Origin of the sequence: Pseudomonas sp. (assembly GCF_036387035.1) — a bacterium.
Lineage (GTDB): Bacteria > Pseudomonadota > Gammaproteobacteria > Pseudomonadales > Pseudomonadaceae > Aquipseudomonas.
Genome location: NZ_DASVUM010000013.1, coordinates 1 through 10,865, shown reverse-complemented (window position 1 = coordinate 10,865; position 10,865 = coordinate 1). Strand labels below are relative to the sequence as shown.

Below are 10,865 nucleotides of genomic sequence, written 5' to 3'. Positions count from 1 at the left end.
ATTTCTACTCCAAAAAAATCTGTTGGCTGCGTCTCTGTGCCGTTGTTCTTGTTATGTCAGAGCCGATTCATCTTATTTTTATTGGGTTTTCACATTTTGTTCTTGTTATGCAAGAGATATAGCAGGGTGCGTGCCAACTTTAGTAACTTGATATAAAACAAGGTCTTACGAAATCAGATCGATTGGCATGCCCGCTGTGTAACAGAATTCTGTTTCCGTGTTACCCGCCAGCGAGCCGTCAGCTCACTTGGCGGTAACACAATGTATCCATCACACCGCACACTCGGTTACACAGCGTCAGCTGTGGTCACCGGCGCATGGCCTGGCACTTTTACACCCGCGCCCAGGCGAACGCTGCGCCACAGCGTCAGCGCCATCAGCAGGCTGACGGACGCCCATGCCCATGCCTGCGGATTGCTCAAGCCTTCGCGAAACAGTTGCGGGACGATGCCGGCGCCGACGATGAACATCAGCAAGCCGATCTCTCTGCGCGGCGCTGTGACGGGGCGGACCACATACACCAGCGCCGGCAGCCACAGCGTGGCCGTCGCGAAGCTGCGGTAGCGCGGGTCGAAGACCATCGCCAGCATCATCACTGCCGCCGCAAACCCGCTGGCGTACAACCACCACCCGGCCCGAACGTCCAGCCAGGCGAATACCCGCTCGCGCCAGCCTGCGCGAGCCGATAAGGCCAGCGCCGCATGGGCGAGCACCAAGAGGTTCAGCGCCACCAGCGCCGCCGCCCACAGGTACTCGCCGGCGAAGCGGCTGGACACGCGGGCCAGTTCACCCCAGGTGCCGATGCAGCACCCGGCAAACGCCGCCAGCAACGGAAGCATCAGTGCGCTGCGTGGATGATTGACACGGCCGGCCCACGCCAGCGCCAGCAAGGCGATCGCGCCGCTGACCGTCAGCCAGAACGGCCACAGCGGCAGGTTCGACACCGGGCCGGCCAGCACGCCTTTGTCCTGTCGGTCCGCGTCGAACAGGCCCCAGTAACCGCCCACGGCGCCTTCGGACTGGCGCTTCCACGGTTGGTCGAACGCCTCGATCAGGTTGTAGTGCCAGCCGTGTTGCTCGGCCATTGCGACGAAACTGCGAATGAACCTGGCTTCGTTGACGCGGCTGGGCAGCGCCGTTTCACGCTGACGGCCTTCGCTGGGCCAGCCGGTTTCGCCGATGAGAATGTCCTTGGGCGCAAATTTCTTGCCGAACTGCTCACGGATCTGCGCGACGTGAGCCAGCGCTTCATCGATGCCGGTGGGGTCGTCTTCCCAGTAGGGCAGCAGGTGGATCGTCAGGAAATCCACCGCCGGTGCGACCTCCGGGTACTGCAGCCAGTACTCCCAGACGTCGGCGTAGGTGACGGGTTGCTTGACCTGCGCCTTCACCTGACCAATCAGCGTGGCCAACTGAGCGCCGGTGACTTCCTTGCGCAACAGGCTTTCGTTACCGACGATCAACGCCGTCACCACATCCGGGTGGGTATTTGCCGCGGTGATCAGCGCTTTCACTTCCTTGGCCGTGTCGACCGGGTTGCCGTTGACCCAGGCGCCGAGCATCAGCTTAAGACCGTACTTGCGGGCAATGTCGGGCAGCGCCTCCATGCCGGTCATCGAATAGGTGCGCACGCAGTCGAAGCGCGTCGCCAGCAACGCCAGGTCAGCGTCCATACGCGCGGGCCGCAGGGTGAACGGCTGGTCGAACGGCGATTGATCCTTGTCGAACGGCGTGTAGGACGCACATTGCAGCTTGTGGGTCGGCGTGGCGGCGTCCGGCAGAATCACCGGCTTGCCCAGCCAGTACCAATAGCCGCACAGGCCAAGGAGAGCGATCACACAGGAAAACAGGTAAAGGACGACAGGCGAGCGGGACGTTGCAGACATGATGGTGCCGAAGTGGGGCGAAGGGCGGCATGTTAGCAAGATGACGCGGTTACACACCTCATCCAGTCAGCGCTTTTTCAAACCATGCAATATCCGGACGAACCGCTAGCCTCTTTACGACCTGTCTGTCGTTGATGGCCCGGTGATGTCGTTTACCGGTGGCTGGGTGTCGCTGGCAGGAAAGGCGCTGGGCGTGTGGGGGTTGATGATCGGTCGTCCACGCAGCCATTGCGGCTGCGCAGGCACGTGGTGGAAACGTGGAACGCGTGGCTTGCCCCGAACAAGGGCGCGAGTGCGACGTTATAAGAACGTTAACGACGCCCGACCGCTGTCGGGTTCTGGACTACCGGGGAAGTGAAAATGACGATGCGAAAAATCCTGGGTGTCGGTGCCGCGCTGGCACTGGCCATCAGTGCCACGCTGGTCCATGCCGATGCCAAGCCCGAGCTGAGCATCGGTTACGTCGACGGCTGGTCCGACAGTGTTGCAACCACCAACGTGGCGGCCGAGGTGATCAAGCAGAAACTGGGTTATCCGGTGAAGCTGCAGGCCGTCGCGGCCGGGATCATGTGGCAGGGCGTGGCGACCGGCAAACTCGACATGATGCTGTCGGCCTGGCTGCCCGTGACACACGGCGAATATTGGACCAAAAACAAGGACAAGGTCACCGACTACGGCCCGAACTTCAAGGACGCAAAAATTGGCCTGATCGTGCCTGAGTACGTCAAAGCCAATTCGGTAGCGGACCTCAAGACCGACGAGTCCTTCAAGAAGAAAATCGTCGGCATCGACGCCGGTTCAGGCGTGATGATCAAGACCGACCAGGCCATCAAGGATTACGGCCTGGACGGTTACAAGCTGCAGGCCAGCTCCGGCGCCGGCATGATCGCCGAGCTGACCCGCGCCGAGAACAAGAAAGAATCCATCGCCGTGACCGGCTGGGTGCCGCACTGGATGTTCGCCAAGTGGAAGCTGAAATTCCTCGAAGACCCTAAAGGTGTCTACGGTGCAGCGGAAACGGTCGACAACATCGGCAGCCTGGACCTGGCGAAAAAGGCCCCGGACGTGGCCGATTTCCTGAAAAAATTCCAGTGGACCAACAAGGATGAAATTGGCGAAGTCATGCTCGCCATTCAAGACGGCGCCAAGCCTGAAGCCGCGGCCAAGGAGTGGGTCGCCAAGCACCCGGATCGCGTCAAAGAGTGGACCGGTAAGTAATCCGTCACAAAGATTTAATGCAGTACCGAACCGCCTGGTGAGTCATCGCCAGGCGGTTTTTTATTGCGCTGCCCATTCGGCGCCATCAAGTCCAGGCAAAAGAGGCAATCCCGCGCGCATCGACTAATGTCGTTCTAATACTAAGGTCGTCTGGAGTGCATCGCAGAGCGGACTAAAGTGCAAACCGTAACATCCATCTGTGCTGCGAGGACAAAAACAATGAACGACAGCATTTACCTCTCGATTCAGAACAGCCCGCGTTTCAAGGAGCTGGTCTCGAAAAGGGAACGATTCGCCTGGATTCTCTCGGCAATCATGCTTGGGCTCTATGCCGCATTCATCCTTTTGATTGCGTATGGGCCTCAGATTCTCGGCGCCAAGCTCAGCGCCACATCAACCATCACCTGGGGCATGCCAATCGGCGTCGGGCTGATTGTTTCCGCATTTATTCTGACCGCCATCTACGTTCGCCGCGCAAACGGTGAATTCGATGACCTGAACAACGCGATTCTGAAGGAGGCACAGCAATGATTCGGCGCCTGCTTGCGGCCTTCGGCCTTGCTGCTTTCGCACCGACACTCTGGGCAGCCGACGCGCTGACCGGTGCAGTGCAGAAGCAACCGTTGAACGTGTCGGCGATCATCATGTTTGTGGTCTTCGTCGGCTTTACCCTCTACATCACTTATTGGGCGTCGAAGAAGAACAAGACAGCGTCGGACTATTACTCGGCTGGCGGCAAGATCACCGGTTTCCAGAACGGTCTGGCCATCGCCGGTGACTACATGTCGGCGGCGTCCTTCCTGGGGATTTCGGCGCTGGTGTACACCTCCGGTTACGACGGCCTGATTTACTCCATCGGCTTCCTTGTCGGCTGGCCGATCATCCTGTTCCTGATCGCCGAGCGCCTGCGCAACCTGGGCAAGTACACCTTTGCTGACGTGGCGTCCTACCGCCTGAAGCAGAAGGAAATCCGTACCCTGTCCGCCTGCGGTTCGCTGGTCGTGGTGGCGTTTTACCTGATCGCGCAGATGGTGGGTGCCGGCAAACTGATCCAGCTGCTGTTCGGTCTGGACTACGCCGTGGCGGTGGTCCTTGTCGGTATCCTCATGTGCTTGTACGTGCTGTTTGGCGGCATGCTGGCGACCACCTGGGTACAGATCATCAAAGCGGTGATGCTGCTCTCCGGTGCATCGTTCATGGCGTTGATGGTCATGAAGCACGTCAACTTCGACTTCAACGTGCTGTTCTCCGAAGCGGTGAAGGTCCACCCTAAAGGTGAGGCAATCATGAGCCCGGGCGGTTTGGTGAAAGATCCGATCTCGGCGTTCTCGCTGGGTCTGGCGCTGATGTTCGGCACCGCGGGCCTGCCACACATTCTGATGCGCTTCTTCACCGTGAGTGATGCGAAGGAAGCCCGCAAGTCAGTGCTCTACGCAACCGGCTTCATCGGCTACTTCTACATCCTGACCTTCATCATCGGTTTCGGCGCGATCCTGCTGGTCAGCACCAACCCGGCGTTCAAGGACGCAGCGGGCGCACTGCTCGGCGGCAACAACATGGCGGCGGTTCACCTGGCCGATGCGGTCGGTGGCAGTCTGTTCCTGGGCTTCATCTCGGCCGTGGCGTTCGCAACCATCCTGGCGGTTGTGGCGGGTCTGACCCTGGCCGGTGCATCGGCGGTCTCCCACGACTTGTATGCCAGCGTGATCAAGGCGGGCAAGGCCAACGAGAAAGACGAGATCCGTGTGTCGAAGTACACCACGGTGGCGCTGGCGGTCGTGGCGATCCTGTTGGGCATCGCGTTTGAAAGCCAGAACATCGCGTTCATGGTGGGCCTGGCGTTCTCCATCGCGGCGAGCTGTAACTTCCCTGTGTTGTTGCTCTCGATGTACTGGAAAAACCTGACCACCCGTGGCGCGATGATCGGCGGCTGGATGGGCTTGATCAGCGCGGTGGTGTTGATGATCCTGGGCCCAACCATCTGGGTGCAGATTCTGCATCACGAGAAGGCGATCTTCCCGTACGAGTATCCGGCGTTGTTTTCGATTGCAATTGCCTTTATCGGGATCTGGTTCTTCTCGATCACCGATAAGTCGAAAGCAGCAGAGGGCGAGCGTGCCTTGTTCTTCCCGCAGTTCGTGCGGTCGCAGACGGGCCTGGGTGCCAGCGGTGCGGTATCGCATTGAAGTGATTTAGTCTGTTAATGAAAACGCCCCGATCTGTCGGGGCGTTTTTGTTTGAACAGGGCAACCTTTTTTGCCGGAGGGGTTAAAAAGATTGAACCGCTTTCGGGCCGCTTCGCCTAATGATCAGCGTGTGGACATTCCCACAGGCCTTGTGCCAATACCGGCACTCTTCGAGAGGTGGTTAACGTGGCTAAAGACGACAAGAAAACCAAAGGTGAAGCTTCGAAGGCCAGCAAGGATTTAAAAGACAAGAAGGCGTCGCCGGAAAAGAAATCGGCGGCAGCTTCGGCACTCTCCAAGTCTTCTGAAAAGAAAGACAAGAAGAAAGACGCCGAACCCAAGAAAGCAGCAAAGAAAGCCGACAGCAAGCCAGAGAAGGCCAAGAAGTCCGACAAGGCAGAAAAGGCAGACAAGCCTGCAAAGAAGAAAAAGTAGTAGCTGCAATCTGCCAGGGCGTCACGCCCTGGCGTCGCGAACTTTCAGCAGACCATAAAAAACCGCGCCGAAGCGCGGTTTTTTTATAACGGCTGCCTGACAGTTATATCCTGCCCAGCAACACCAGGATCAACAGGATCACCAAAATCGTACCGATGATGCCCGACGGACCGTAACCCCAGCTGCGCGAGTGCGGGAATACCGGAAGTCCGCCAATCAACAGCAGGATCAGGATAATGATGAGAATTGTGCCGATGCCCATGACGAGTTCCTTCTAGTGTTCTTGGAAGATGGCTTAACAGTGCACGATGTCGCCAGTCAGGCTAATCAATGTGCTACTTGATGAATCCGACTGTCGGAATAATCAAAAGGTTCGGGGCGGTAGAAATAAAAATTAACATTTGGGCTAAGTCTTTCAAAATCATAGGGTTGTGGATTTAGCTGTCGCTTGAAAAAGCGCTGTTTGGGAATAAAAAATCGGTTTTAGAGTGCCACTTCGTTACGGAACCAAGTGTCAACTAACGAGTCGCGAAGTGCGCCGTTAGCCTCAACTTCGTAAGCAGGCTACGCAGTGACGCGCTTCTGAAACTGTGGTGATGAACCCCGATCAGAGTTTTGCCTCCCATATTCAGCAGTTTGATGAAGGGTTTGTCGGACAATCCGCCTGTTTACACTCGGCTGACTTCTTCGTAACCGACAGGGCGTCTGCTATGCACAATCGCATCATGATTACCGGCGCAGGGTCCGGGCTGGGCCGCGAAATTGCGCTGCGCTGGGCGCGCGAAGGCTGGCAACTGGCGCTGTCGGATGTCAGCGAGAGCGGGCTGCAAGACACGTTGCGTCTGGTGCGGGAGGCGGGGGGAGAAGGCTTCGCCCAGCGCTGTGACGTTCGCGATTACAGCCAACTCACCGCTTTCGCACAGGCCTGCGAGCAGAAACTCGGCGGAATCGACGTGATCGTCAATAACGCTGGCGTGGCGTCAGGCGGGTTCTTCGGCGAGTTGTCGCTGGAGGACTGGGACTGGCAAATCGCGATCAACCTGATGGGCGTCGTCAAAGGCTGCAAAGCGTTCCTCCCGTTGCTGGAACAAAGCAAAGGCAAGATCATCAACATCGCCTCCATGGCCGCCTTGATGCAGGGCCCGGCAATGAGCAACTACAACGTCGCCAAGGCGGGCGTGGTCGCACTGTCGGAAAGCCTGCTGATCGAGCTGCGCCAACAGGAGATCGGCGTGCACGTGGTGTGTCCGTCTTTCTTCCAGACCAACCTGCTCGACTCCTTTCGCGGGCCGACGCCGGCAATGAAGGCCCAGGTGGGCAAGTTGCTGGAGAGTTCGCCCATCAGCGCGACCAATATTGCCGAGTACATCTACCAGCAGGTCGCCAGCGGCGAGTTCATGATCCTGCCCCATGAGCAGGGACGGATGGCTTGGCAACTCAAGCAGAAAAACCCTCAACTGTTGTACGACGAAATGGCCGTCATGGCAGAGAAGATGCGCGCCAAAGCCAAGTCCGCGAGCTGAATCAGACCGATTTCACGGGTCTTTTCTGATAGGGTTGCCGGCACTTTCCCGCTGCCCTGGACGAGGCTCATCGTGCTCAACTACTTGTGGTTCTTCCTTGCTGCGCTGTTCGAGATCGCCGGGTGTTATGCCTTCTGGATGTGGCTGCGCCAAGGCAAAAGCGCGCTATGGCTGGTGCCCGCGCTGATCAGCCTGACCCTGTTCGCTGTGCTGTTGACGCGGGTCGAAGCCACTTACGCCGGTCGTGCGTACGCGGCTTACGGCGGCATCTATATCATCACTTCCATTGCCTGGCTGGGCGTCGTCGAACGTGTTCGGCCGTTAACGTCGGACTGGATCGGCGTCGGTCTGTGCGTGATCGGCGCGACCATCATCCTGTTCGGCCCACGGTGGTCAGCCACCTGACCAGTCCATGCCTCAAGAAAGAACCGACCTGGCGTGGACTTCTTTCCCTCGGCCAAGACGCCGAGGCATGGGCGTGTAGGCAGCGTCTGTCAGTTACGTTCTTGAGAGGTTGAAGGGCATTACCGATTTTGCCCTGGCGCATTGAAGCACCGGCGCCCGCAGGTCAACCTGCGTCCTCGGCCACCGCCAAGGAGTAGGACGATGCTGGTATTGACGCGGGAAATCGGGGACACCTTCGCCATTGGCGATGACATCACCGTGAAAGTTCTGGGCATCACCGGCAATCAGGTTCGCCTGGGGATCGATGCGCCCCGGCACGTGAGGATTCACCGCACTGAAGTCTTCCGCCGGATCGCCTCACGGCTGAAATATTTGACCAGGCCTGCTCCGGGCCGGTAAAGCGGCTTCAGGTGGGGCCTTGGTCCTGCGAGGCGTTGGCACAGCGAGGCGCAGTCCGCCTATTCTTCGAAGTATTCTTTCGGGACATCGCGCTTGAGCATCAGCTGACACTGCTGGCTGTCCAGGTCGAAGAAAATCACCGCCTGACCTTTGCTCAGCGCATGCCTGACCCTTAGCACGCGGGTTTCGAGAGGGGTTTCGTCGCCGTTGTCCGTGCCATCGCGGGTCACGAAATCCTCGATCAGACGCGTCAGGGTGTCGGCTTCGAGTTGGTCGTAGGGAATCAGCATAAGTTTCTCGGCAATCACAAAGTACACGGGGCGACGATGCTATCGCGCCCCGTGCGGGCAGGCTACCGCTGCCCAACCAACGTATCCACCGACGGCACCCGAGTATCGCTTTCCAAGTGCGCGTCGTGCTCCAGTTGATGGCTGAAATTTTCCAGCGATGCGTTGGAGGGATGCGCGTCGCTGGCAAACACTGGCGGGCTCATGATGTAGGCGGCAAGCAGACGGCTCAGCGTGCTCAAGCTGTCGATGTGCGTGCGTTCATAGCCATGGGTCGCGTCGCAGCCGAACGCCAGGAGCGCGGTGCGGGTGTCGTAGCCGGCGGTGATCGCCGAATGCGCGTCACTGTAGTAGTAGCGGAACAAATCGCGGCGCAGGGGGAGGTCGTTCTCCTCGCCCAGGCGCAGCAAATGCCGCGACAGATGGTAATCATAGGGACCGCCGGAATCCTGCATTGCGACACTGACCGCGTGTTCGCTGGAATGCTGACCGGGCGCGACCGGCGCAATGTCGATGCCGACAAACTCACTGACGTCCCATGGCAGGCTGCCCGCAGCACCGCTGCCGGTTTCTTCGGTAATGGTGAACAGCGGGTGACAGTCGATCAGAGGCTCGACGCCACTGTCGACGATGGCTTTGAGCGCCGCGAGCAATGCTGCCACGCCGGCCTTATCGTCCAGATGGCGAGCGCTGATGTGCCCGCTGTCCGTGAACTCGGGCAGAGGGTCAAAAGCCACGAAATCGCCGATGTTGATCCCCACCGATTCACAATCCGCTCGAGTGGCGCTATAGGCGTCCAGGCGCACTTCAACGTGATCCCAACTGATGGGCATGGTGTCGACGGCGGTATTGAACGCGTGTCCGGAGGCCATCAGCGGCAGCACGCTGCCACGAATCACGCCGGTGTCGGTAAACACGCTGACCCGACTGCCTTCGGCGAAACGACTGGACCAGCAACCCACCGGCGCCAGACCGAGTCGGCCGTTGTCTTTGACTTCACGAACGCTGGCGCCAATGGTATCCAGGTGCGCAGACACGGCGCGGTCAGGGCTGTTCTGTTTCCCTTTGAGCGTGGCGCGGATGGTGCCACGACGGGTCAATTCAAATGGAATGCCCAGTTCTTCAAGACGCTCGGCAACGTAGCGCACGATGGTGTCGGTAAAACCTGTGGGGCTCGGGATGGCGAGCATCTCCAGCAGGACTTTCTGCAGGTAATTCAAATCCGGTTCATGGGTATTTGCAGTCGTCATAGGGACCTCAATAAGTGGCGCGGATTAACCTGGTAGCGGACGTGCTCGCGTCACGGGTCTGGCGGCAACGAATCAGTCGTCCCGCCATACCCGATCGCCAGCCAGCTCACGGTTACAAGGGCGACGCTTCAGCCATGGGCAGGCTTGGTGTGGGGAAACAGCAGGTCGACGAAACGCTCGGCGGTCGGCTGTGGCTCGTGATTGGCCAGGCCGCAGCGCTCGTTCGCTTCAATGAACACGTACTGCGGTTGATCAGCGGCAGGGACCATCAAGTCCAGACCCACCACCGGAATGTCGAGGGCGCGCGCGGCTCGCACCGCAGCATCCTTCAGCACAGGGTGAAGAATCGCGGTGACGTCTTCCAGACAGCCGCCGGTGTGCAGATTCGCCGTGCGGCGCACCGCCAGACGCTGATCGGCCGGCAACACGCTTTCAAACGTGAAGCCTGCTGCTTCAACGGTGCGGCGGGTTTCGTCGTCCATCGGGATCTTGCTCTCGCCGCCCGTGGCCGCAGACCGCCGGCGACTTTGCGCCTCGATCAGCTGCCCCACGGTGTGACTGCCGTCGCCGATGACCTCGGCAGGGCGGCGAATCGCGGCGGCGACCACGTCGAAACCAATCACGACGATGCGCAGGTCGAGCCCTTCGTGAAAGCTCTCAAGCAGTACGCGGCTGTCAAACTGACGCGCCCGCTCGATGGCAGCCTGGACATCCTCAATGGTCTGCAAATCCACGGCAACGCCCTGGCCCTGTTCGCCATCGACCGGTTTGACCACCACACGTTGGTGTTCTTCAAGAAACGCCAGGTTGTCGTCGCCATTGGCCGCCAGTTGCTGCACGGGCACTTCCAGACCTGCGGCCTTCAGGGTCTTTTGGGTCATGCGTTTGTCCTGACACAGCGTCATGCTGACGGCCGTGGTCAGGTCGCTCAGTGACTCACGGCAGCGCACGCGGCGACTTCCGTGAATGAGGGTAAACAGTCCGGCCTCGGCGTCATCCACCTGCACCTCGATGCCGCGACGATGGGCTTCTTCAACGATGATCCGGGCGTACGGATTGAACTGCGCCTGCGGGCCGGGGCCCAGAAAGAGCTTTTCGTTGATGCCGTTTTTACGCTTGATGGTAAACGTCGGCAGGTTGCGAAAGCCCAGCTTGGCGTAAAGGCTTTTCGCTTGCTGGTTGTCGTGCAGGACCGACAAATCCAGATAGGCCAGCCCGCGGCTCTGGAAATGTTCGATGAGATGCCGCACAAGAACTTCGCCAACGCCAGGCCGGG

12 protein-coding genes are annotated in these 10,865 nt (G+C 59.3%); 7 read left to right on the top strand and 5 right to left on the bottom strand.

From position 1 onward, the window contains the following. Positions 1-287: 287 nt before the first annotated feature. Positions 288-1,886, bottom strand: a complete 1,599-nt coding sequence (locus tag VF672_RS00955) for a glycosyl hydrolase family 17 protein (RefSeq protein ID WP_331100451.1) — start codon at positions 1,884-1,886, stop codon at positions 288-290. Positions 1,887-2,246: 360 nt separating this feature from the next. On the opposite strand from VF672_RS00955, the gene VF672_RS00950 reads away from it, so the two are divergent. From VF672_RS00950 to VF672_RS00935, 4 genes are all read left to right on the top strand, one after another. Then, positions 2,247-3,104: a glycine betaine ABC transporter substrate-binding protein gene (locus tag VF672_RS00950; protein ID WP_331100450.1), complete on the top strand. Its 858-nt coding sequence runs from the start codon at positions 2,247-2,249 to the stop codon at positions 3,102-3,104. A gap of 219 nt (positions 3,105-3,323) precedes the next feature. Beyond that, positions 3,324-3,635, top strand: coding sequence for a DUF485 domain-containing protein (locus tag VF672_RS00945; RefSeq protein ID WP_331100449.1), 312 nt, complete (start codon positions 3,324-3,326; stop codon positions 3,633-3,635). Next, positions 3,632-5,290 carry a cation acetate symporter gene (locus VF672_RS00940; RefSeq protein ID WP_331100447.1) on the top strand — a complete coding sequence of 553 codons (1,659 nt, stop codon included), beginning with the start codon at positions 3,632-3,634 and terminating at the stop codon, positions 5,288-5,290. The genes VF672_RS00945 and VF672_RS00940 overlap by 4 nt, the downstream gene beginning before the upstream one ends. Before the next feature lie 177 nt (positions 5,291-5,467). Continuing rightward, positions 5,468-5,725 carry a hypothetical protein gene (locus VF672_RS00935; RefSeq protein WP_331100445.1) on the top strand — a complete coding sequence of 86 codons (258 nt, stop codon included), beginning with the start codon at positions 5,468-5,470 and terminating at the stop codon, positions 5,723-5,725. Between the two features lie 103 nt (positions 5,726-5,828). Here VF672_RS00935 and VF672_RS00930 read toward each other — a convergent pair whose 3' ends face one another. Further along, on the bottom strand, positions 5,829-5,987 hold the full coding sequence (locus VF672_RS00930; protein ID WP_092410703.1) for a DUF3309 family protein: 159 nt from the start codon (positions 5,985-5,987) through the stop codon (positions 5,829-5,831). 448 nt (positions 5,988-6,435) lie between these two features. Between VF672_RS00930 and VF672_RS00925 the strand changes: the two genes are divergently transcribed. The 3 genes from VF672_RS00925 to csrA all read left to right on the top strand — a co-directional run bounded on the left by VF672_RS00925 (position 6,436) and on the right by csrA (position 8,052). Then, positions 6,436-7,248, top strand: coding sequence for an SDR family oxidoreductase (locus VF672_RS00925; RefSeq protein WP_331100438.1), 813 nt, complete (start codon positions 6,436-6,438; stop codon positions 7,246-7,248). 72 nt (positions 7,249-7,320) lie between these two features. Further along, positions 7,321-7,653 (top strand): YnfA family protein, encoded by a 333-nt coding sequence (locus tag VF672_RS00920; protein ID WP_331100435.1) that lies wholly within the window; start codon positions 7,321-7,323, stop codon positions 7,651-7,653. Positions 7,654-7,854: 201 nt separating this feature from the next. Next, positions 7,855-8,052: a carbon storage regulator CsrA gene (gene csrA, locus VF672_RS00915; protein ID WP_331100433.1), complete on the top strand. Its 198-nt coding sequence runs from the start codon at positions 7,855-7,857 to the stop codon at positions 8,050-8,052. Between the two features lie 59 nt (positions 8,053-8,111). Here csrA and VF672_RS00910 read toward each other — a convergent pair whose 3' ends face one another. The 3 genes from VF672_RS00910 to ngg all read right to left on the bottom strand — a co-directional run. Continuing rightward, positions 8,112-8,342, bottom strand: coding sequence for a YheU family protein (locus VF672_RS00910; protein ID WP_331100431.1), 231 nt, complete (start codon positions 8,340-8,342; stop codon positions 8,112-8,114). 62 nt (positions 8,343-8,404) lie between these two features. Further along, positions 8,405-9,589 (bottom strand): osmoprotectant NAGGN system M42 family peptidase, encoded by a 1,185-nt coding sequence (locus VF672_RS00905; protein WP_331100429.1) that lies wholly within the window; start codon positions 9,587-9,589, stop codon positions 8,405-8,407. 128 nt (positions 9,590-9,717) lie between these two features. Beyond that, on the bottom strand, positions 9,718-10,865 hold a 1,148-nt coding region (ngg, locus tag VF672_RS00900; protein WP_331100427.1), incomplete at its 5' end, for an N-acetylglutaminylglutamine synthetase.

Coding starts and splice junctions, on each gene's coding strand:
- VF672_RS00955 (WP_331100451.1), bottom strand. CDS start 1,886: ATGTCTGCAACGTCCCGCTCGCCTGTCGTCCTTTACCTGTTTTCCTGT.
- VF672_RS00950 (WP_331100450.1), top strand. CDS start 2,247: ATGACGATGCGAAAAATCCTGGGTGTCGGTGCCGCGCTGGCACTGGCC.
- VF672_RS00945 (WP_331100449.1), top strand. CDS start 3,324: ATGAACGACAGCATTTACCTCTCGATTCAGAACAGCCCGCGTTTCAAG.
- VF672_RS00940 (WP_331100447.1), top strand. CDS start 3,632: ATGATTCGGCGCCTGCTTGCGGCCTTCGGCCTTGCTGCTTTCGCACCG.
- VF672_RS00930 (WP_092410703.1), bottom strand. CDS start 5,987: ATGGGCATCGGCACAATTCTCATCATTATCCTGATCCTGCTGTTGATT.
- VF672_RS00925 (WP_331100438.1), top strand. CDS start 6,436: ATGCACAATCGCATCATGATTACCGGCGCAGGGTCCGGGCTGGGCCGC.
- csrA (WP_331100433.1), top strand. CDS start 7,855: ATGCTGGTATTGACGCGGGAAATCGGGGACACCTTCGCCATTGGCGAT.
- VF672_RS00910 (WP_331100431.1), bottom strand. CDS start 8,342: ATGCTGATTCCCTACGACCAACTCGAAGCCGACACCCTGACGCGTCTG.
- VF672_RS00905 (WP_331100429.1), bottom strand. CDS start 9,589: ATGACGACTGCAAATACCCATGAACCGGATTTGAATTACCTGCAGAAA.